Origin of the sequence: Rhodoligotrophos appendicifer (assembly GCF_007474605.1) — a bacterium.
Classification (GTDB): Bacteria; Pseudomonadota; Alphaproteobacteria; order Rhizobiales; family Im1; genus Rhodoligotrophos; species Rhodoligotrophos appendicifer.
On record NZ_VHKL01000004.1, the window covers coordinates 256,898 to 278,505 of the forward strand.

Here is a 21,608-nt window from a genome sequence, read left to right on the forward strand (position 1 = left end):
TCGAGCGGCGCCGCGATCCATGGGGACTGTCTTGAACTCCCAGTTTTGCAGCTGCAGCAGTAACCGCCCAATGTCAGGACCACTTGCGTGAATGATTTACTCGGCGCAACCGCCACCAGACTGGCGCAGCTCATGGCTTTGGGCAAGGTTTCACCCGTCGACGTCGTGGATGCCTCGCTGGCTCAGGTCGATCGGATCAATCCTGAACTCAACGCCTTCTGCCTCGTGCTTCATGAAGAGGCGCGAGGCAAGGCGAAGGCTGCAGAAGCTGCCGTGATGCGAGGAGATGCCCTGGGCCCTTTGCACGGGGTTCCCATCGCCATCAAAGACCTCACAGCGACGGCCGGACACAGAACCACATCGGGATCAAAGGTGTTCCGCGATTTCGTGGCTTCGGAGGATGCCGAGATCGCCGCATCGCTGCTCCGGGCCGGCGCCATTCTTATCGGAAAGACGACAACCCCAGAATTCGCCTATTCCGGATTCACCTACAGCCCCTTATGGGGCACGACGCGAAATCCCTGGAACCCCCTGCGCACCTCGGGAGGCAGTTCCGGTGGATCGGCGGTCGCGGTTGCCACGGGATGTGTGGCGATGGCAGAGGGTTCGGATATGGGTGGTTCTGTGCGCATCCCTGCGTCTTGCTGCGGCGTCATCGGGCTCAAACCCAGCCTTGGTCGGATCCCCTTCAGCATTCTTCCCAGCAGCTTCGAAAGCCTTGCGCATTTCGGGCCCCTCGCCCGGTCTTGCGACGATGCCGCTCTTTTCCTGTCGGTCACCCAAGGCCCCAGCGACAGCGATATTCTGTCCAATCCGCAACCGTTGGATTTCGATGGGGGACTGGACTGCGATCCTTCTCTGCTGCGGGTGGCGATCTCCATCGATCTTGGGTTCTATGCGGTGGATCCTGAGGTGGAGCGCAATAGCCGGCAGATGGCAGAGCGGCTACAGGCCATGGGAGCGACGGTCAGAGAGGTCGAACTGGGCTGGTCCCACGATGCGGTCCAGGCCTGGGACATGTTGTGGGAGGTCTATCTCGCCACCCATTACGGTCATCTTCTGAGGGACCATCGTGATGATCTTGACCCGGAAGTCGCAACGCTCATCGAGAACGGCTTCAGGATCAATGCGGTCGATCTCAAGCGGACGGAGATGATCCGAACGGAGATGTGGCGTCGTCTGGCCAAAATTCTACAAGATCATGATGCTTTGCTCTGCCCGACCCTCTCCCGGCCCGTGTCGCTGGCCAGTCATAACGATTCCACGGAAAGTGGCTTCGATGCTCGCGGAAGGTATCGCGGCGGAACCATGACATCGCCTTTCAACTTAGTCAGTCAATGCCCTGTTCTGTCGGTCCCGAGCGGATTCACTTCTGACGGACTGCCTACAGGTCTGCAGATCGTCGGCCGACGGTTCGATGACCTCGGTGTGCTCAAATTGGGTCGCTTAATTGAGTCTTCTTGGGGTCACGCCGGTTTTCCGAGACCTCCGATCTGGGAACAATCCTCCGCATGATGGCTATAAGGATCATCCCTGTCTCTCCCTTCGATCTCGTTGTGTTCGGCGGAAGCGGCGATCTCGCGCAGCGCAAGCTTCTGCCTGCCCTCTACCACCGCTTCGCCGATGGCCAATTCGACGAGGCCTCTCGCATTGTTGGCATCAGCCGTCGCGAGATGAGTTCCGAAGCGTATCGAGAGATCGCGGAGCGCGCCATCAAGAAGCACGTGCGCGCCGAGGAGCGGCCCACTGAAACGGTGAACCGCTTCTTGTCGTGTCTGGACTATTTGAGCCATGACGTCACCAAGACTGATCATTGGACGAAGCTCGGCAAAAAGCTCGCGCATAAGTCAGAACGGGTGCGAGTATTCTACCTGGCGGTTGCTCCAGACCTTTATGGATCGATCTGTACGGGGCTGGGCCGGGCCGGCCTCGCGACCCCTGAGTCGCGCGTGGTCCTGGAGAAGCCGCTGGGCTATGATCTGGCTTCGGCAGAAGCCATTAACGGCGTCGTCGGGACTGTTTTCAACGAAGGCCAGATCTACAGGATCGATCATTACCTGGGCAAGGAGACTGTGCAAAATCTGATGGCACTGCGCTTCGCCAACGCACTGTTCGAGCCCCTGTGGAACTCCGCCCATGTCGACCACGTCCAGATCACCGTCGCCGAGTCCATTGGTGTGGAGGAGAGAGCTCCTTATTATGACGGATCCGGCGCACTCCGCGACATGATCCAAAACCACATGCTGCAGCTGCTGTGCCTGGTCGCCATAGAGCCCCCCTCCTCCTCTTCGGCGGATGCTTTACGCGACGAGAAACTCAAGGTGCTGCATGCGCTCAAGCCGATCCAGGAAGATCTCGTAGGAGAGAGGACCGTGCGCGGACAATATCGCGCCGTCGAAGCCGGAACTCTCAGCATCCCGGGCTATATCGAGGAGGTGGGGCACCCCTCGGTGACTGAGACATTCGTGGCCTTGAAGGCGGAGGTCGCCAATTGGCGCTGGGCCGGTGTGCCCTTCTACCTCCGTACGGGCAAGCGAATGGCAAAGCGCGTGTCCGAGATCGTGATCCAATTCCGCTCCATCCCTCATTCGATGTTCGAGAGCACCGCCGGCCGTATTGCGTCCAACCGCCTCGTCTTGCGCCTGCAGCCGGACGAAGCCGTCAAAATGTTCCTCATGATCAAAGACCCCGGGCCCGGCGGAATGCGCCTGCGCCAGGTCCCGCTCAACCTGTCCTTTGCAGAGACATTCGGCACGCGTCAGCCCGACGCCTATGAGCGGCTCTTGCTCGATGTCGTGCGCGGCAATCAAAGCCTGTTCATGCGCAGAGATGAAGTCGCCGCAGCCTGGCGCTGGGTCGATCCCATTCGGGATCATTGGGAACGCTCGAGCGACAGCCTGCAAGGGTATATCGGCGGAACATGGGGACCGAGTGCCGCCATTGCGCTCATGGAGCGCGACCACCGAAGCTGGCACGATGACAATGGCTGAGCTTCACCTCGGCCTGATATGATCCCGCCGCTGAAATCATTTGCTGCTCCTTGACGCCCGATCTATTCACAGGTGGGGCGCCGAGTGTGTGCGGAGGGACCGTGTGCGGAAGGCCATTGCCGACATTGCCATTATCGGCGGCGGCATCAACGGGTGTGGGATAGCGCGAGATGCGATCGGCAGAGGGTTATCGGTCGTCCTTTTTGAAAGGAGCGACTTAGGGTCAGGAAGCTCATCCGCCTCAACGAAGCTGCTGCAGGGCGGGTCAAATCATCTCAGACCACTCGATCTCCGTTCGGCACGAGCGTCGCTGGCGGAGAGCGCGGTGCTGCAAAGAGCAGCGCCCCACATCATCCGTCCCCTTCGCTTCATTCTCCCTTACCCCAGTGAGTTTCGGGCCGCCTGGCGGGTCCGATCGGGATTCCTCCTGCACAATTATCTTGGTGGTCGATCTCCGCTGCCCTCTGCCAAACGCCTAGATCTCCGAAGAGCGCCCGGAGGGCAGCCGCTGAATGCAACATGCGTTCGCGGATACGAGTATTGGGACTATCAGGTCGACGATTCCCGGCTCGTTATTCTCACCGCCCTGGACGCTGCTTCCAGAGGGGCGGTCATTCGAACGCGCACCGAAGTCCTTACCACTCACCGAAAACGCGACCATTGGGTTATCAAATTTCGCGATGAGCTCAGCCAGAGGGAGCAGGAGCTGGCGGCAAGGGTTCTCGTCAATGCCGCCGGCCCTTGGGTGTCAGACGTCTCTGAGCATTGCCTTGGGCAGCTTGATCAGAAACCTCGCCGTCTCGTCAAAGTCAGCCATATCATTGTTCCCCGGCAATGGACGGGCGATCATGCCTACATGTTCCACCAGGGAGCCGAGCATGGCGTTTTTGCCTTTCCTTATGAACGGAACTTCACCCTCATAGGAGCCACAAAGGTCGACGTCACACGAGACCCCTCGAAAGTCCGAGTCGAGCCGTCTGAGGTGGATTACCTCTGCGCGCGAGCGTCTGAGTGTCTCAAGACCCCCATCGATCGATCGCGTGTCGTGTCAGCCTTCTCAAGCGTTCATTCGCTTCATGATGATCCTCCGGCCGACGGACGACCGGCCAAACAGGAGTATGTTCTCGACCTCGACACCCGTCAGGATGCGGCAACCCTTCTGACTGTTCATGGCGGAACGATCATCACGTTCAGGCGACTGGCAGAGGATGCTCTCAGAAAACTAAAACGCGATTTTCCTCGCATGGGCGAAGCGTGGACCCGCTTGGCCCCCTTGCCTGGAGGCCGGTTTCCCGTAGACGGACACGACGCTCTTGTCGCCGATGTTTTGCGCCTATCCCCCGCCTGCAGTCTTCAACTTGCGACCAGGCTGGTCCACTCCTACGGCACCTTCGCGCTGGACATCGCGCGGGGCACGGAAAGGGAGGATGATTGGGGTATGGTGTTTGGCGCTGATCTCTCAGAGCGGGAGGTCCAGTATCTCGTGACCAGAGAATGGGCGCGCACCGCCGAAGACATCGTCTGGCGCCGCTCCAAACTTGGGTACCACATGACAGGCGCTCAGATTTCAGCACTCAATGCCTGGATGAGCGAGCATTTCCACGCACCTGCGCCGCTCCTGTCAGGATCCTCTGGCCAGATGCGAAAGGTGCACTGGTAAAATCCCTTCAGCTCGCCGAAAGCCCACACTTCAGCTGCTTGAAATCCGGTTCAAGTATATCTCAACCAAGCGGTTCCAGTTGGGTTGCGATGCCAAATGCAGACTGGCAGCCCCGAGCCAGCCGTTACGATGCCACTCCACGACCTTCTCAGCGGCCATATCCCTCAGCTGATTTTCGGCAATGATCCGAAACCCATCCAGCTTCAACTTGCTGTTGTCAGGAAGCTTCACGTCTGCGCGCTTGGCAACAAGCAAATTCAGTGTGGAGAGGTCAGAGATAAACTGATCCGTGCGTCGGATGTCTTGGTTCATTGCCTTGCACAGCTCGAGTGCCGAAAGCGCCATGGGCGCCGGCTTCCCCTCCTCGGTGAACAGGGGAACGCTCGCCCCTTCCCCACTGGGCTCCTTCATCAACCTGTCCGAAGACTCGTCGATGGCCAAGGACAGGGTGCTGGTTCCCGGGGTCTGCACGAGCCCAAACGGGTAGCGCCGTATGAAAGCAGGAACATAGGCGCCCTTACGCCATGAACCGTCGGGTTCGACGAAGAGATTTTCATTCGCACGGACCCCGAGCACTGCCAGAGGTGCTGGCTTGTCACTGTCGGCAAAGACGACCGGATAGGTCGAGGCGGCGTGGGAGATCTCCGATACCGTTATCGGAACGGCCACAGTTCGTGCGGCAAAGCGGTAGTTGTTGCGAACACTGAGCTGAAGATCCCTGTGCTGCGGGAGCCTGAGAATGGCGACCTTCTTGTAAAAGTCCAGACTGGCCGGGACCGGCGCATTGGCCGCCATTTTGCCGTTGGATTGTGCCATCATTCCTCCTTCGCCCTGCATCACCTATCGAATAAGGGAAAAAGGTCATGATGGGGAGGCGTCATTGGCAATTGGATCGTTCTGTGTGATTTCTGTCGCTTTATGTCCGAGACAAGGATCAGTGCGCAGTGCCTCCGATGGGCATACCGATCGATTGAACAAGCAGCGGTCCCATCGACGGGAAATGCCCGCCTCCGAGTGAGTGTCATCGTCAGGCGGGTTGGTCGGCGAAGAAGACCCGCTCAACAGCCTTTTGCCCGGATGCAGTTAACGCCACTTCCCGTACGCGACGATCGTCTTGGGTGGACTTCATGACAACGAGCCTTCGGGCCCGAAGTCTCTCAAGACCGCGCCACAACGTGGACAGCGAGATCCCGCTTTCGGACGACAATCGCGTCAGTGAAAGACCCTGTGGATCACGACCATAAATACTCGCCAAGATCAGCCAGTCGCGATCCCTGGCCACCTGCTGGCAGACACGGTCGATCAATCTGACGGTGCGGAGCCTTTCATCAGCCAGCCGAGCGGCCCTAAGCGTTTTGATCTTGGCGGGCAGCTCCTCGCGTGAGACCACTTCAAATTTGGAATCGTTGTTGCTTTTCTCCTCCGCAAGCAGTCGAAGAGTAGCATCAAGTTGATTTTTTCCCGAAATTACTACTATTTCGAAATCGTTTTCGTACCGGTCCTTTTTATTCCCAGTGCTTTCAGGACCTGCAGACAAACTATCAATGACCACGAGAATAAATTTAGAATTTTTCTCGGATAGTTCTTCCTGGAGAGTATTTATCTTCTGGAATGTGGCGCCGGAGATCAAGCTCGAACTTAAGAACGCGCCGCCTACTTCAGGAGATAGAACCGGATCCAATGTTTCCAGTTTCATGTTGACCGTTCCCTCGTAGGAGAAGCCGCAAACAGCAACCGCTCAGATTTTCCGCCCTTTGCATTTCCCAAATTGGGACTGCAACAGTTATTGCTTCAATGAATTGCAAGTCCTGCGCCACGGCTTAACAAGCTCGCCTCAGAAATTGCGAAGAGCGGCGATCAAACTTGTCGCTAGAGCAGGATAGACAGACTGAAAAAAATTTTGATGGCGTTGGATTGCCGCCTCACCTGAAAAGCGGCTTTGATGATCCAAGAACTTGGACACAGGATCAAAGGCGTTCCGCTTCACGGACCGCTGTCGACAGACACAGGTTCAACGAGACCGCCCCGTGGCCGGTTTCGTCCAGCTGAGAATGCCGTTAACGGGTCCTGCGCGAGATTTACAGGCCGAATTTTAGACCGTAAGCGGAGCCCAATCGCACAACACTGTTCGCGTCGTTGATTAGTCGAAGCTAAGACGTCAAAGAACTTGAGTGTTTCTGACTTCTGCCTTCGACCTCTGCTCTCCCTTTAGTCTGGAGGGGGATAGCTTCCGTCAGACTGATGCTTCTCGTTGCCCACCAGAGCCGGCACGAAAATACAAATCAGGTGCATGTTTCCATTTGTTGCACGTAATACATGCTCGTCATGCTTATCCAGAGTATACAAAGTCCCCGGCTTGATCGGATGCGTGACACCCGTGGCTACATCTAAGACTTCGCCTTCACCCGCAATACAGTAATTCGACTCCGTATGATGCTTGTAGTGAAGATGCTGTTCGGTGCCTTCGGGAACGATGGTGTGATGGAGCGAATATCCCAAGCCATCCGCCGCCAGAAGCAATCGACGGCTCTCAGTCCCAGTGCTGCCCGTCACGTGGCGATCCGTTCCGATCACATCCTCTAACCGTTTGATTATCATAGCTCGCGACCGCTCCAACATTTGCCTCCCCCATCATGAGGCAATCGGCATCAATCCGAAACGGTAAATTTAGTTTTCAACCTCAGGGTTGGATCCCGCCCCGGGGCGCTCATTTCGATACCAGGCGACAAATTTCTCGACGCCCTCGGTGACAGGTGTCGACGGCCTGAAACCAGTCAGGTGCTCCAACAGTCTGTGGTCGGCATAGGTTGCGGGGACATCCCCCTTCTGCATGGGCATCATGTTGCGGCGTGCCGTCCTTCCCAGGCATCGTTCTATCGTCTCGACGAACTCCATCAATTCCGTTGTATGCCCGCCGGCTATGTTCACCAAGCGCCAGGGCGCGGCGGGAGACAGGCTGTCCTCCACGCCCTCACCACTTACCGGAGCGCCTGCAACGGGAATGCAGGCGACCAGACGGACGATCGCCTCCACCAGATCATCGACATAGGTGAAGTCACGCCGCATCTCACCCTGGCCATAGATATCAATGGGCAGGTCCTTCATGATCGCGTCAACGAATTTGAACAGAGCCATGTCGGGGCGGCCCCACGGTCCATACACGGTGAAAAAGCGAAAGCACGTGGTCGGCAGAGTCCATAGATGGGCATAAGAATGGGACATGACCTCCATCGCCTTCTTCGTCGCGGCATAGAGCGTGATAGGGTGGTCCGTGCGGTGGATCTCCATGAAGGGCATTTCCTCATTGGCACCATAGGCGGAACTGGTCGAAGCCAAGAGAAGATGACGCGGCGACAACATTCGTGCCACTTCGAGCACGTTGAAGGAGCCTATGAGATTTGAATCTGCATAGGCACGGGGATTTTCCAGGCTGTATCTCACCCCCGCTTGAGCAGCCAAATGGATGATGATCTCGGGCTCCGCGTCCCGCGCAGCACGTTCCAAGGCGGCCATGTCTTCCAACATTCCGATTCGCGCCTGGAAGCCGTTCGATCGCGCCAGGATCGCGTGCCTCGCTTCCTTGAGGCGAACGTCATAATAAGGGGTCATCCCATCAAATCCGACCACGAAGTGCCCTTCGTCGAGCAGGCGCCTTGCCAAGTGAAACCCAATGAAACCTGCCGTCCCGGTAATGAAAAACCGCATAGGGAATAACCTGCTTGAACGTGCCTAGGGGATCCGCAGACTATTCTCAAAGCCTCGCTCGTCAATGGCGGAGATCTTCGCGCTGCCTCATTTCCATGCGACGATGAAACCCGTTTGCGAGGTTGATTTCGCGGATGCAGCATGCGCAGATCTGCAAGTCGTTGAAGGCGGGGCGGTAGACTATGAAACTGGTTATGGTGGGTTCGGGATATGTGGGACTCGTGTCGGGCGTCTGCTTCGCCGATTTCGGGTTCGATGTGGTGTGCGTCGACGTGGATGAAGCCAAGATCGCTCGGCTAGAGACCGGCGAACTGCCCATTTACGAGCCGGGACTCGACCAGTTGATGGCTGAGAATGTTTCGGCTGGTCGTCTCACATTTTCGACGGATCTCGCCACTGCTGCTGCCGATGCAGACCTGGTGTTTATCGCCGTGGGCACCCCCTCTCGCCGAGGCGATGGTGAGGCGGATCTGACCTATGTCTTCGCTGCCGCAAAAGAGGTTGCCCACGCCATCAAACCAGGCACCGTTGTCGTCATCAAATCGACGGTGGTTGTCGGCACGTGCCGAAAGGTCAGAGAGATCATCGCAGCGGAGCGGCCCGACCTGGAGTTTTCAGTCGCCTCCAACCCGGAATTTCTGAGGGAAGGCTCTGCGATCGAAGATTTCATGAGGCCCGACCGCGTCGTGATCGGCGTCCATGACAAGCGGGCCGAGGTCGCATTGCGCCGCGCCTACAGGCCTCTGTATCTCCGCGATTCGCCGATGGTCGTGACGTCCTTGGAGAATGCCGAGATCATCAAATATGCCTCGAACGCGTTTCTTGCCTTGAAGGTCACCTTCATCAACGAGGTTGCCGACTTGTGCGAAGCTGTTGATGGCAATGTCCAGGAGGTGGCACGGGCCATTGGGCTGGACGGCCGTATCGGATCAAAATTCCTTCATGCCGGACCGGGCTTTGGCGGCTCTTGCTTTCCGAAGGACACCAGAGCATTTGCCGCTACGGGCCACAAGCACGGCTCAAGGCTGCGTCTGATCGAGGCGGTCATCGACATCAATGAGAGCAGGAAACGACGTCTTGCGGACCGAATCCTGGAAGAACTCGAGTCCGTCAGTCAGGCCAAGGTCGCCGTTCTCGGCGTCGCCTTCAAGCCCAATACCGACGACGTCCGTGAGGCGCCTAGCTTGGACATCATCCCGAGGCTCGTCGGCGCCGGCGTCTCGGTCGTCGCCCATGATCCCGAGGCCAGGCAGCAGGCAGAGCCGCTTCTGAAAGGAATTGGCTGGGCGGATGATGCCTATGAAGCCGCAGAGGGCGTCGATGTTGTGGTCGTGCTCACGGAATGGAACGAATATCGCGGCTTAAACCTCCGCAAGCTTGCCTCCCGCATGCGAGGAAGAACGATGGTGGATCTGCGCAATATCTATCGCGCAGATGACCTCGCTGGCAGCGGCCTTGTGTATATCAGCATCGGCAGGCCGCGGATCGACAGTGGATCTGAGCAGTCGTCCTTCTCGGAAACCGAGCTCGTTCAGCACTAGAGTTCCATCTGCAAAGGCCATCGCAAGACGGGAGCCATATCGGCTCCTTTCTTATGCAGCGTCAATAAGCCTGGGCGCTGACAAAGCCCTTCACGGTCGTCTTGACGAGAATTTCCATGTCGGTCGCCAATGACCAGTTCTCGATGTAATAAAGATCACAATCGACACGACGGCGCATCAGGTCTGGTGTCTGCGTCTCTCCTCTGAAGCCACTGATCTGAGCCAAGCCAGTGATCCCCGGTTTGACCTTGTGCCGGTTTGCGTATTCTTCGATCAGCTCACCGTAATACTCGTCGTGAACCATGGCGTGTGGACGCGGGCCCACCAGGGACATCTCGCCTTTCAGCACATTCCAGAGCTGGGGGAGCTCGTCGAGGCTGGTCTTGCGCAAAAGGCGCCCTAGCCGCGTAATGCGTGGATCATTCGTGGTCGCCTGGACCACATTCTCTCCATCTTCCATCACCTTCATGGTGCGGAACTTCCACACATCAATGACCTTGTGATTAAGGCCTCGGCGCTTCTGCCGGAAAAACACGGGGCCCTTACTGTCGAGCTTGATGGCCAGACAGATCAGGCTCAATACAGGGGACAGCATCACCAACAGAGCGAGACTGCTGATGCGGTCGAACAGACTTTTGAAAATGCGGCCCCAATCGTCGATGGGCCGCGTTTGCAACGCGAGCAGCCTGGTTGCACCCAGCGTGCGGATGGACTTCACAGATGCGGCCGTCGAAAATTCCCCTGGATATAAAGATATGCCCACCGGCATCTGAGAGAACTTCAGGACGGCGGACGCGATCTCTTTTTCGGAAGAGAGAGGCAGGGCCAGTATGACTTCATCTGCGCCAGACAACCTCACTCCAGAAGTAATCTGCTCCAGCAACGCCGACTGATTCACCACTGCATGAGTGTCATAATTGTAGACCCCCGCGACGACCATCCCGGCCGGCGTGTCCGCCAACTGTCGCTGAATGGCTTCGAGGGGCGCGCCCGCGCCGACGAGTACAACGCGCTTTGCAAATGCACCGCGCTCAAACAGGCCGCCGATCAGTCGCACGGCCAGTTTTCGCTCGAGGACCAGAAGCGTGAGGGACAGTAAAAACCACGTAATCGCCCAACCGCGGGAATAGTCCGACGACACTTTCACGACGTAGCCGACCGCTCCGACGATCAGAAACCCGATGAGAAGGCCGATGAAAAAGCGCCTGACATGTCCGGACTGCGTTCCGAACAGCTCCGCGTCGTATAGCTTCTGCTTGTGGAGCGTCACGGCGCAGACGAGAGCCCCCATGAACCCTACCCCCGCATAGCTCGCCGTATCCGCGGATTCCTGGGCCAGATAGACATCGATGTAGAGAAGCTTCGCGACGATTGCCGAGACGACGATGATGGCCATCTCCACAGCCATACCGATGTCCATAAGGACCTTTCGGTTGATGCCGTGGCGATTCAGGAATTCGAGGATTCCCTGCAGGCCGTAGCCCGCCTGGCCCTTCCCAGCCAATTCCTGTTCAACAATGCTCATATCGGCCCCGCTCTCCTACGCACTCTGCACTCTATCGATCGCCACTATCAGTCCGCTGGAACCAGCCTCTCCATCGTTCGTAAGAAGATCTCCTGCTCATTATCCGGTCTCGTCTCCGCCTCGGAGACCACTGCCTCCTTGGAGCCCTCGGGGGCCGTCAAGTAAAGACTGGCAAGCATTCGTGGCGTCTGGAACCTCAATTCCCTCTGCACCATGGCCCTGGACTCGGGATCCAGTTCCGCCCACAGCGCCAGTGCCAGCGGGGTGCGATCCGAGCTCAGCCAGCCTTCTCTGGGGCCTGTCAGATAGGACGCGCGCAATGCGGCGACGGTTCGGTCGCTATCTTCGGCAGCGCGGTAGAGGCGAGCCATCTGAAGCCAAGCATTGGGCGATCCTGGCGCCAATTGGACGGCCCGAGCATAGGCTTCCAGTGCCGTCGCCAGCGTCGAAGAGGCTTGCGGATTGTCGCTCTCCTCCTCCTGATCATATTTGGAAAGAAGCAAAGTGGCATAGCGCAGTTGCGCATCGCGGTTGGCCGGTTGCCAATACACGGCCCGAGCTGCTGCCGCGAGTGCAGGCGCAGTATTCGAAGGATCGGCGGCCTCGGCGATACTGGCATCAAGCATTGCCCATTCGGCGAGAGCTCTCGGAGCCGCAAGCCAAAACAATCCGCCGCTCAGAACAAGAGCAAGCACGAGCTGAACATATGCTTTTCGGCTATTCACCGCCTGTTACCTTCGCGAATTCCGCCATACCGCTTCAAGTCCCCGAAAGAACTCAATCGTCCTTGCCGTAATAATGGGGGTATTTTCCATAGGCATAGCCGTATCCATAGGGGCTATACCCGCTCATCTTCTTGACATTGACTTTATTCAAGGCGACGCCTGCGATGCGATGGGCGTTGGGTCCCAGATTTCGCATGGCCGACATCACGACCTCTCGGGGGGTCTTGTCCCACTCGACCACGAGGAGGATCGAATCCACTTCCTTCGCCAAAACGCGGGAGTCCACAACCGGCGTTATTGGAGAGCTGTCGACGATCACCAGATCGTAAAGATCACGTGCACGTCGCAGCCAGTCTCTCATCTTTGCGGATTCCAACACCTCGGCCGTGTTCTGCACGCGCTGGGAGGCCGGAAGAAAATGAAGATGCGTCTCGGGATCCTTCAACAACACAGATTCCGCCGAAACCTGCCCCACCAGGAACTCGACAAGTCCGGGTGCACTGTCTGCACCCTCGCCCAGCCAACGGTTGGTCAGCGCGGGGTGGCGCAAGTCCGCATCCATGAGCAGTACCTTCATGCCCGTATGAGCAGCAAAGGAGGCAAGGTTCGAAGACAGGGTTGTCTTGCCTTCGGCCGGGACCGCAGAGGTGACCATGACGACACGCGGCGGCTGGTCGATATTGGAGAGGAGGATCTCCATCTTGAGCGCCCGTATAGCTTCCGCGTAAGTCGATAGCGGTTTGTTTACGGCGAACTTCTCCGCGGGGATCACCCCCTTGTCGCTCTTCAGCTGGCTGGCGAGCATGAGCGGCACAGTCGCAAGGACGGGGAGCTTCAGGACCTCTTCGACCTGGGCGCTGGATTTGAACGAGTCGTCAAGATGCTCCGTCAGGAAGGCCAAGCCGACCCCGATCCCGCAGAAGCCAACAAAGGCAATGGCGAGTGCGAGCTTCTTATTGGGATAGGATGCGGAGGTGGGTGCAAAGGCCTTGGCAATGATCCGTGCCTCGGGAGTTTGTAGGGTCTCTTGCTGGGAGACCTCCTTGAATCGTCCTAAGAACGCCTCGTACAGGGCCCGGTTGGCACTGGCTTCCCGTTCGAGCTCGCGGACCCTGATGGTCGCGGATTTATTGCCTTCGATCCCGCTTTGGAGTTTTTCCAAACTTTCCTGCAGGGACTCGGCTCGGGTAAGAGCAACCTCATAATCGTTCTTGATGTTGGCGACCACACGGCTCACTTCCAGGGTGATCTGGCGCTCGATATCCCCCCTCTGCGCGCGGATGTTGATCACCTGCGGATGCTTGCTGCCATAGCGGGTGGCCAGCTCCGCCTCGCGGCCAGCGATGGTTGATTGCTGTCCTCGCAGCTGCGCCACCACGTCGGACCGGATCACCGCTTCCAAAGACCGCTGGCTATTCGGCTGGCTTTGAATTTCCAAAACGCGATCATAGCGAGCCTTCGCCTCGGCCACATCTGCACTTGCGAGGACGAGTTGCTGGTTGATCTGGCCAAGCTGCTGCTCGAAAATGTCCTGGCCACCGGTGCTGATGATGTTGTTCTCTTGCTTGAACTGCTCAACAGCGTTCTCAGACACTCTGAGATTCTGCGCCAAGGCCGACAGACGCTCATTCAGCCAATCGGTCGCGAGCTTGGTCGCCTCGAATTTCGCCTCCAGCTGATCAACCAGATATTCTCCGGCAAAGGCGTTCGCAATGCGGGCGGCCTTGTCGGGGCTCTTCGCCGTGTAATTGATCACAAGCACATAAGTGCGCCCCTCACGTCTCACATCGAGACCCGTGAGGACCGCCTGCGCCAGGGAGGCCTGTTCCGGTGTAAGGGTGTCGTCCACAGGAAGCGGAGTCGCGTCACTTTTGGCTTCGGACTGAAACATGGACATGAGCCATCCAACGGGCGAGAAACCGTCGGACGTCGGTCGAAATTCCACGTCATTCGCCAATTTAAGCTTGTCAGCAACACGAAGAGCCGTCGCGGTCGACTTGATCAACTCCACCTGACTGTCAATCGCCGCAGTATCGGCCCCCATGCCGGAGAGGACCGCCTCGGCGTCGAAGACGGCTTTACTGCGGGTATCAATCAGGATGCTGGCGGAGGCGGTATAAAGCGGTGTTGCGACCATCAGGTACAAGGAAACCAGCGCCAGCCCAACAGCAATCGTTCCAGCGATGAGCTGCCACCGGCGGCGCAACGCCCTCATTATTTCGCGGAGATCAATCTCCGCGTCCTCAACCGCTGCAACAGTTTCGTTTTTCATCAACATCCGATTTCAGCACTCCACAGCTGAGGCGATCGGAGTTAGGCGGCCGCAATTCTAAAACTGAAGCCGCAGACCTACTCCGGTGTAATTTCGCGTATAATCATACTGACTAAAATTCGAGCTTCTATCAGTAAAGTCATAAAAAATATTCGCGCTGAAATTGCGGTTGACGAGATAATCAACCTTGATTCCAGTAGTCACAAGATCGTCTTTACGACCGCTTCCTTCATAATTACTATGAATGAAACCTAAATAAGGCGAGAAGATCAAATTTCTCAACATCTCATAGTCAGCGACGAGCCTGACAAGAGTATCCAGACGCCCGGATGCATTTGTCTGGATTGTCTCGCCGACGCGGCGCTCGGCAATCAGGTTCAATGTGAGCAGTGCGGTTGGATTGTAGAGAACCGCCGCGCGCATAGTCCAATCGCTGATATCCTTTAGATCGCCATCCTTGTAGTCCTGCACGAGATAGCCGAAGCCGAGCTCACCATGGATCAGATCGGTGATGTCGAACTCGACCCCTCCCAGCCCGGTGATGCCCTGAGAGCTTCGGTTATAACCATCCTTGTCGAAATCCCGGACATTGCCCTCGACAAGGGCAAAACCCGCGTAGCCCGGCGAGAACTCGTAAGCCCAGCGGGTCGCGGCGACATAGGTTTGACCATCACGATAATGCTGGTTCAGAGTTCCGCCTCCGACCGCGTCCACATTATCGTAGGATATCGTCGCCGCCGACCCGGCGAGTGAGCCCGAAAGCCGGTTGAAGCGCTTGTTCAGAGACAGACCACCCTCGACATTGGTGAACGGTACCGGCTCCAGAGCATTCTGCGGCGCCTCTAACGATCCGGGCGGCTCATGATCATAGACCGCATTCGCAAAGCCCGTGATGTTGAAGTCCTGGGTTACGTCAACCCGCCAGTTCGCCTTGCCGCCGACATCCGTCCGGTTCTGGCGGGACTCGTTGAAATAGGTGTAATTATCAAATGCTACGCTGACATTCAGCGCATGTCGGGCAAAATCCGAAACCGCCGAAACGGCACCACTCACTCTGTTCAGCCCATCGCCGATCTTGTCATGCGGCTCAGCATAAACATTGTCATCATAAATTATCGCATCTTCCAGCCACGGATAGAGGAAGAAGGACCCGACCCGACCGCCGATCGGATCATAATCCTCCTGGGGCCTGCTGCGCACGGCATTAGACTCAGCCGGGCTCTTGGAGACGACCGTATTGTTGAATACGGTCGACGCACTTCTCGTCTGAGTGGCACCAGCCACCCCACTAGATACCGCCTGCGCATGGCCGGGCTGAGCCCAAACAACCGCAAGGACGGCCCCCCCGAGCCATGCCGCGTGTTTCTTCAAACTCATCACCGCCCCGCCGGCCAAGCAATACTCTCAAGCCATGCGCCAATACACACGCAAGACTAAATCATCAGGCGTTCGGGCTGACCACACCGCCGGTCAATATGTCGGAGATCCTGCGAAGAGCATCCCGCACGGCATCCTGGTCGCCAGAGCGAATGGCCTGACGCAGTTCCCGAAACGCGCTCCGCAGCTCGCCCAAAGGCCGCTGACGCATAGCACGCTGGGAAGAGATACCGCCATTCGTGTCGCGCTGCAGTGCAACCGACTGAACCGGCGCCCGACTCTGCCGCTCCGTGATCTTGCCGAGGCGGTCCCGGAATCCCTCCAGGGCTGTCGCCGGCGCCACTGAAGACACCGCGAGCGCCGCCGCCATCACGGCACTGCCTAAAAACATTTTCATTCGGCTCTTGGACATATGTCTAACTCCCGCACAAAGTTAAAGCGATCCTGCGCACGTACGACGAACGTCTCCGCCCGCCCCTCTCATCGCTTTACCAACCTTAATACTACGCGCCTACATCTCACCGTCAAGACAAAATACCTGAAATCAGAATAAATTCTCCAGGGTCCTTTTGCACTGCTTTAAGAAAATCTGCCCTCATCAGAGGACTTATTGAAAGCAACACGAGAACTGAGTTCGTTAACAAAATCATTACAGCGAACTGTTTTAATCATCACACGCCAGATTCGAACACTAAGTTGCTATCTAACGGAGGAAAACCGCATCGCCGGGCATCGAGACATTCAGCATCGTGACGAATCTTCTTTGAGAGCTTTTCATAATGAAAATAAATTCTGATTTCTTAACAGCGTCCCAAAAATGGGCCAGGGTGTCCCATATTGCATCGCACAATCGCGGAGGTCGCCGGCTCTAGAAAAACCGCTCGCCTACCCTCACCGTATCTCCTGGGAGGACGTTCACCGGCCGGTCTAGGTTGTAGGCCATTTCCGCCGATTCGTTTGCTCGGCGAATATACACAGTGCTCATATCAGCCCGATACGTATATCCGCCAGCTTTTGCGACCGCAGCCTGAAGTGTAAGACCATTGGAGTAAGGATACTCCCCAGCCGACTTTACTTCTCCATGAATGTAAAACGGCCTGTAGTTCAAAATTTCCACACTGACACTTGGATTTTTCAGGTATCCCTGCGACAGTCTGGCTCCGATCGCCTGCTCGACGTCTCGCGCGGTTTTTCCGCCGGCATTAATCTGACCCACGAGCGGCAGAGAGAAATCGCCATTGGCGTCGAGCTCAAATTCGCCGGACAAATCCTGCTCACCGAACACGATTACTCTCAGCTTGTCGCCCGAACCCAGCCGGTAAGACTGGCTCACCGGCGCCGCCGAGTTCAATCCTGCGGGGCTTGCCGTGGCCGTAGGCTGGTATGCCGCCGGGTTTCCGCCCGCGCCCATGCACCCCGCCAACGCCATGGAAAGCATGACAATTGCTGCCCGAATAGCCTTACTCAAAACTCGCCCTCGCCGTGGCCCAACCGGAGGATGTCAGTCCCATTTTGGGACAATCTCCTGCCCGCATGTGCATTATGGACACAAATGTGGCATACATGAGATCAATACTGACGATCCTGCAATCCTCAGCGCTATAGGAACATATTAGAGTTCATGGTGCAACGCGATATGAGCTTATCGAGCGATCTTAGATGTATCGAATTGGCACATAATTGTCAGGGGGCCAACTAAAGCGGAGAGACATCCGTCGGCTGATCTTTGTCATGCTGAAGAGAAAGCTAAGATTTCGAGACTAAGCAGCACTCACAAAAGGGTAAACAAACATTTACTGTCTGCCCGCTGCGGCCGCGGCGGGATCGACGACCTCCAACTGAACCAGACCGATCTTGGTATAACCGGCTTGCCTGACGTCGTTCATGACCCCCATGACATCGCCATAGGACACCATCCGATCGGCCCGCAGGAAGACCCGTTGTTCCTTGTCCCCTTGTGTCGCCTCATTGAGCCGCGCCGCAAGCTCATCGCGGGACAGGCGGTCATTGCCCAGGACCAACGACATGTCTGATCGAACAGAGAGAAAAACCGGTTTGTCCGGGCGCGGCTGAGGGGTCGCATTGGACATCGGCAAATCCACGGGCACATCCACAGTCGCCAGAGGTGCTGCCACCATGAAGACGATCAGGAGAACCAGCATTACGTCAATGAACGGCGTGACGTTGATCTCGTGGGTCTCCACCAGGTCATCGCCGCCGCTCTCGTCCAGCCTTGCTGCCATAGTGATTACTCCGCCGGGACAACTCGACCAAAGGAAGCCCGCTCCGCCGGTCGCGAAGAGGGCGTTGTGTGATTCAGAGCCTGACGATCCAAGTCACGACTTACCAGTTTCATCACGCCAGCGGACACATCGCTCAAACTCGCCCGATACCCGGCAATGGCGCGGGCGAAGACGTTGTAAATCATCACCGCGGGGATCGCGACGACCAGCCCCAAGGCCGTGGCCAGCAAGGCCTCTGCAATGCCGGGGGCCACCACGGCGAGATTCGTGGTCTGGGATTTCGAGATCCCGATGAAGGCATTCATGATCCCCCAGACCGTGCCGAAAAGTCCGACAAAGGGGGCTGTCGATCCCATCGTGGCGAGAAGACCCGTGCCCTTGGTCATGGTGCGTCCTGCGCGGGCCTCTATTCTGCTCAAGGTGGTGGCAAGGCGTTCCTTAATCCCCTCGGATGCCAAGGCATCGGACAAGGTCAGTTCTGCGCGCGCAGCGCGCACAAGGTCCGTGCTGGCCCCTCTCGCATGATAGAGCATCTTTTCCGCATCGTGGAGCGAGCGTGCATCATTCAGGGCGCCGAGCGTCTGAGACGTGCGCCGCTTGGCTCCGAGAAGTTCGATCGATTTGGCCAACCAGACCGTCCAGGTGAGGACCGATGCGAAAGCGAGGGAAACCATAACCGCCTTCACAACAATGTCTGCAGCCAGGAACATCCCCCAGGGGGAAAGATCGTGAGGTAGTGCCGCCTTGTTGACGCCGGGGGCAATGAAGGAACCCGCATCCTCAGTATCAAGAATAGTTTCCTGGGACGGCGTCGGCTCGGTTGTCGCTCCTTCTGGCACAGGAGACGGCGCGGCGGGATCCAAAGCCTGTGATTGCGGCGGAGAGGAAGGATCCGAGCCAGCCTGCTGTGCCACCGCGGAAGACAACCCATTCAGGATCAGCCCCATGGCGCATGCCAATAGCGCCGCTCTTGGAAATAATCTCGTCAACATAAGGGACACACCATTGTTTGGGAGAAGGAGCGCTGGCTCGCTTGCCTCCGCTGTGTTGGGAGACTGCCGATGGATGGCTGGCTGGCTTGCGCAATCGCCTTGCGGCACTTCTGCCGCAAGTCCCGCAGTATCCGCAAGACCAGATATGACGACGAAAGGGAGAAGAGGCAACAACCCTGAATTGCGACAGATGACCGGACCTTCCTTCGCTCTGGCCGTTGGGTGATTGACTCCTGCAGGCGGCTATGGAATCCATAGGAACAAATAATGAACATCGAGGTTGCGAGTGCCTGTTCCTTTGCTTGCGGAGAAGTTCGCACGCCTCCAACGAAGAATTGCAAAGCTGGAACGGACAGGCTCCCGAGGGGGGCCCATCCGGCGAGAGCATTTTCTGCCCTCGGGCATTCCTTCCCTGGACGCTTTGCTGGGTGGAGGCCTCTGTCGGCGGGCCGTGCATGAGGCCTGTAGTGGCAACACTGCCAGCGCAGGAACGACGGTGGGCTTCGTTCTCGGTTTTGTATCCAGGGGTCTAGCAGAGACAGGACGGCGGGTTCTCTGGATTCAGGATCGGCTGTCTCAGCTTGAAATGGGGTCTCTCTACGGACCGGGCATCGAGGCCTTCGGGCTGGATCCCGACCGACTGCTCCTGTTGAAGCCAGATCGGCCAAGCGATGCCCTTTGGGCTATGGAAGAGGCCCTCAAATGTCCCGGGATTGCCATGGTTATTGGGGAATTCTTCCAGGACAAAGGTCTCGATCTCACCACTACCCGGCGTCTCGCCTTGGCCGCCCGCGAGCAGGATGGCCTCGGGGTCGTGATCCGGCATCAGCCCGGGTCCCAATCAACCGCAGCCTGGACACGATGGATCGTCACGACGCAATCGGGCGACGTTCGCGATGGCTATGGCGGGCTTGGCGCTGCAGCTTTCAACGTCATCCTCGCCCGCAATCGTTCCGGACCACCAGGCCAATGGGCGCTCGTCTGGGACAAAGAAAGCCATGAGTTCTTCGAGAAGATACCTCGCAATTTGGCTGCCACGGCTGAGCACGGACCGTCTTATGCTCGCGGTGCCGCCTGAGCCAGGCGAGACGGGCGAGGTCCTCTCCGCGACAAAAACCGTTGTCGCCGAGTTGTCGAGACAGGCGTTGCGCGTAACAGCCGTGAATGAAGCCGCAGAAGCCTCCGGCTTAAAGCCGGGCATGACGCTCGCCGATGCGCGGGCGATGTATCCAGACATTCAGGTTGCCCAACCCCATCGCCAAGAGGATCTTGCCCTGCTGGAAGCCTTGGCGGATGCCTGCGATCGCTTTACCCCCATGGTCGCCCTTTACCCGCCGGACGAGTTATTGCTCGACATTACCGGCTGTGCGCATCTTTTTCGTGGAGAGGCCGCCCTCGGGCGCAATATTCTGGGCCGCTTCAAACGGACAGGACTCACCGCGGTCGCCGCCGTCGCCGGGAGTGCTGCCTGTGCCAGGGCGGTGGCCAAGTTCAGCAAAGGCGGCATTGTCACAGAGGGCAAGATCAGGGCTGCTCTAAGCCCGCTGCCGCTTGCGGGACTGCAGTTGCCCTCGCCGATGCTCGACGCTCTTCGGCGGATGGGATTCCTCAGGATCGGCGACATCATCGATCTGCCGCGGCCACCGCTGACTGCCCGCTTCGGCTCTTTGCTCATGGAGCGTCTCGATCAGGCCTTGGGCCAGCGCGAGGAAGTGATCGCATTCCGCCGCCTGCCTCCCCGCTATTGGGAAGAGCAGGTCTTTGCCGAGCCGATCACGCAGGAGGCCGCAGCGCTCGCAACCGCCGGTGCCTTGGCGCAACGGTTGTCGAGAAGCCTCGAGGAGGACCAATGCGGTGCCCGCAGACTCGAATTGTCCTTGTTTCGTGTGGATGGCGTCGTCAAGCGCATCAGTATCGGAACCAGTCGGCCGCTTCGCGACCCGGCTCTGATGAAGCAGTTGCTGGCTGAGAAAATCAACACGCTGCAGCATCTCGACATCGGTTATGGCTTCGATGGCATCCGCCTTGCGGCTCCCGTTGCGGAGGCGCTCTGGCCCGTGCAACCAGGGCTCGACGAGGCCAGCATGGCCGAGGCCGACCTTGCAGGCTTGATCGATCGCCTCAACAGCCGGTTTGGATCCGATCACCTCACGGAATTCATCGCCCAGGACAGCCATATCCCGGAACGGGCCGTCGCCATGGTGCCGGTGCAGAACAAAGCGTCGCCTGCATCTCACGTGGGGGGTGATGGTTTCTGGCAGGACAGCAACGCGCCTCTCAGACCGATCCGTCTCCTGGAAAAGCCTGAAGCAATCGATGTTGTCGCCACGGTGCCCGACGGGCCGCCCGCGCAGTTTCGATGGCGGCACGTCACGCATCGAATCGCGCAGGTCGAGGGGCCGGAGAGGATCTCGCTGGAATGGTGGGCGAGTTCCGGCCCTCCACCACCCAGCCGCGATTACTTTCGTATCGAGACGATTGATGGCCGCCGCTTCTGGTTGTTCCGAGAAGGACTTTATGAACGAGGAACACCGACACCACGCTGGTTTCTGCATGGATTTTTCGCCTAAGCCGCGCC

Annotated in this window: 18 protein-coding genes; 6 read left to right on the forward strand and 12 right to left on the reverse strand. The window is 57.9% G+C overall.

From position 1 onward, the window contains the following. The first annotated feature begins 87 nt into the window (after window positions 1-87). The 3 genes from FKM97_RS10680 (at window position 88) to FKM97_RS10690 (ending at window position 4,650) form a co-directional block, all read left to right on the forward strand. On the forward strand, window positions 88-1,515 hold the full coding sequence (locus FKM97_RS10680; protein WP_144292408.1) for an amidase: 1,428 nt from the start codon (window positions 88-90) through the stop codon (window positions 1,513-1,515). Beyond that, window positions 1,515-2,990 carry a glucose-6-phosphate dehydrogenase gene (gene zwf / locus FKM97_RS10685; RefSeq protein WP_144292609.1) on the forward strand — a complete coding sequence of 492 codons (1,476 nt, stop codon included), beginning with the start codon at window positions 1,515-1,517 and terminating at the stop codon, window positions 2,988-2,990. The genes FKM97_RS10680 and zwf overlap by 1 nt, the downstream gene beginning before the upstream one ends. A 103-nt stretch (window positions 2,991-3,093) precedes the next feature. Further along, on the forward strand, window positions 3,094-4,650 hold the full coding sequence (locus FKM97_RS10690; protein ID WP_246105029.1) for a glycerol-3-phosphate dehydrogenase: 1,557 nt from the start codon (window positions 3,094-3,096) through the stop codon (window positions 4,648-4,650). Between the two features lie 30 nt (window positions 4,651-4,680). Here FKM97_RS10690 and FKM97_RS10695 read toward each other — a convergent pair whose 3' ends face one another. The 4 genes from FKM97_RS10695 to FKM97_RS10710 form a co-directional block, all read right to left on the reverse strand. Beyond that, on the reverse strand, window positions 4,681-5,469 hold the full coding sequence (locus FKM97_RS10695) for a SapC family protein (protein WP_170240859.1): 789 nt from the start codon (window positions 5,467-5,469) through the stop codon (window positions 4,681-4,683). Between the two features lie 208 nt (window positions 5,470-5,677). Then, window positions 5,678-6,346 (reverse strand): MarR family winged helix-turn-helix transcriptional regulator, encoded by a 669-nt coding sequence (locus tag FKM97_RS10700; RefSeq protein WP_144292411.1) that lies wholly within the window; start codon window positions 6,344-6,346, stop codon window positions 5,678-5,680. 512 nt (window positions 6,347-6,858) lie between these two features. Then, window positions 6,859-7,269 (reverse strand): ectoine synthase, encoded by a 411-nt coding sequence (locus tag FKM97_RS10705; protein WP_342783548.1) that lies wholly within the window; start codon window positions 7,267-7,269, stop codon window positions 6,859-6,861. 48 nt (window positions 7,270-7,317) lie between these two features. Then, complete coding sequence (locus tag FKM97_RS10710) at window positions 7,318-8,355, reverse strand: NAD-dependent epimerase/dehydratase family protein (protein WP_144292413.1); 1,038 nt, start codon at window positions 8,353-8,355, stop codon at window positions 7,318-7,320. A gap of 182 nt (window positions 8,356-8,537) precedes the next feature. On the opposite strand from FKM97_RS10710, the gene FKM97_RS10715 reads away from it, so the two are divergent. Then, window positions 8,538-9,896, forward strand: coding sequence for a UDP-glucose dehydrogenase family protein (locus tag FKM97_RS10715; protein ID WP_144292414.1), 1,359 nt, complete (start codon window positions 8,538-8,540; stop codon window positions 9,894-9,896). 61 nt (window positions 9,897-9,957) lie between these two features. On the opposite strand, the gene FKM97_RS10720 is transcribed toward FKM97_RS10715, so the two are convergent. The 8 genes from FKM97_RS10720 to exbB form a co-directional block, all read right to left on the reverse strand. Continuing rightward, window positions 9,958-11,421 carry an undecaprenyl-phosphate glucose phosphotransferase gene (locus FKM97_RS10720; protein ID WP_144292415.1) on the reverse strand — a complete coding sequence of 488 codons (1,464 nt, stop codon included), beginning with the start codon at window positions 11,419-11,421 and terminating at the stop codon, window positions 9,958-9,960. A gap of 47 nt (window positions 11,422-11,468) precedes the next feature. Further along, window positions 11,469-12,047 carry a hypothetical protein gene (locus FKM97_RS10725; RefSeq protein ID WP_144292416.1) on the reverse strand — a complete coding sequence of 193 codons (579 nt, stop codon included), beginning with the start codon at window positions 12,045-12,047 and terminating at the stop codon, window positions 11,469-11,471. A 151-nt stretch (window positions 12,048-12,198) separates the two neighbouring features. Continuing rightward, window positions 12,199-14,418, reverse strand: coding sequence for a GumC family protein (locus FKM97_RS10730; RefSeq protein ID WP_170240860.1), 2,220 nt, complete (start codon window positions 14,416-14,418; stop codon window positions 12,199-12,201). Between the two features lie 57 nt (window positions 14,419-14,475). After that, entirely contained in the window at window positions 14,476-15,813 is a 1,338-nt protein-coding gene (locus FKM97_RS10735; protein ID WP_144292418.1) for an outer membrane beta-barrel protein, read from the reverse strand. Window positions 15,814-15,859: 46 nt separating this feature from the next. Then, window positions 15,860-16,192: a hypothetical protein gene (locus tag FKM97_RS10740; RefSeq protein ID WP_144292419.1), complete on the reverse strand. Its 333-nt coding sequence runs from the start codon at window positions 16,190-16,192 to the stop codon at window positions 15,860-15,862. 471 nt (window positions 16,193-16,663) lie between these two features. After that, window positions 16,664-17,263 (reverse strand): polysaccharide biosynthesis/export family protein, encoded by a 600-nt coding sequence (locus FKM97_RS10745; RefSeq protein ID WP_144292420.1) that lies wholly within the window; start codon window positions 17,261-17,263, stop codon window positions 16,664-16,666. A 325-nt stretch (window positions 17,264-17,588) separates the two neighbouring features. After that, window positions 17,589-18,038 carry a TonB system transport protein ExbD gene (gene exbD / locus FKM97_RS10750; RefSeq protein ID WP_144292421.1) on the reverse strand — a complete coding sequence of 150 codons (450 nt, stop codon included), beginning with the start codon at window positions 18,036-18,038 and terminating at the stop codon, window positions 17,589-17,591. Window positions 18,039-18,043: 5 nt separating this feature from the next. Beyond that, a complete protein-coding gene (gene exbB, locus FKM97_RS10755) occupies window positions 18,044-19,030 on the reverse strand; it encodes a tonB-system energizer ExbB (RefSeq protein WP_144292422.1) in 987 nt (328 codons plus the stop codon). Between the two features lie 286 nt (window positions 19,031-19,316). Here exbB and FKM97_RS26265 point away from each other — a divergent pair, with 286 nt between their 5' ends. Then, window positions 19,317-20,108 carry an ImuA family protein gene (locus tag FKM97_RS26265; RefSeq protein ID WP_170240861.1) on the forward strand — a complete coding sequence of 264 codons (792 nt, stop codon included), beginning with the start codon at window positions 19,317-19,319 and terminating at the stop codon, window positions 20,106-20,108. Further along, window positions 20,089-21,600 carry a DUF6504 family protein gene (locus FKM97_RS10765; RefSeq protein WP_170240862.1) on the forward strand — a complete coding sequence of 504 codons (1,512 nt, stop codon included), beginning with the start codon at window positions 20,089-20,091 and terminating at the stop codon, window positions 21,598-21,600. Before FKM97_RS26265 ends, FKM97_RS10765 begins: the two co-directional genes overlap by 20 nt. Window positions 21,601-21,608: the final 8 nt, after the last annotated feature.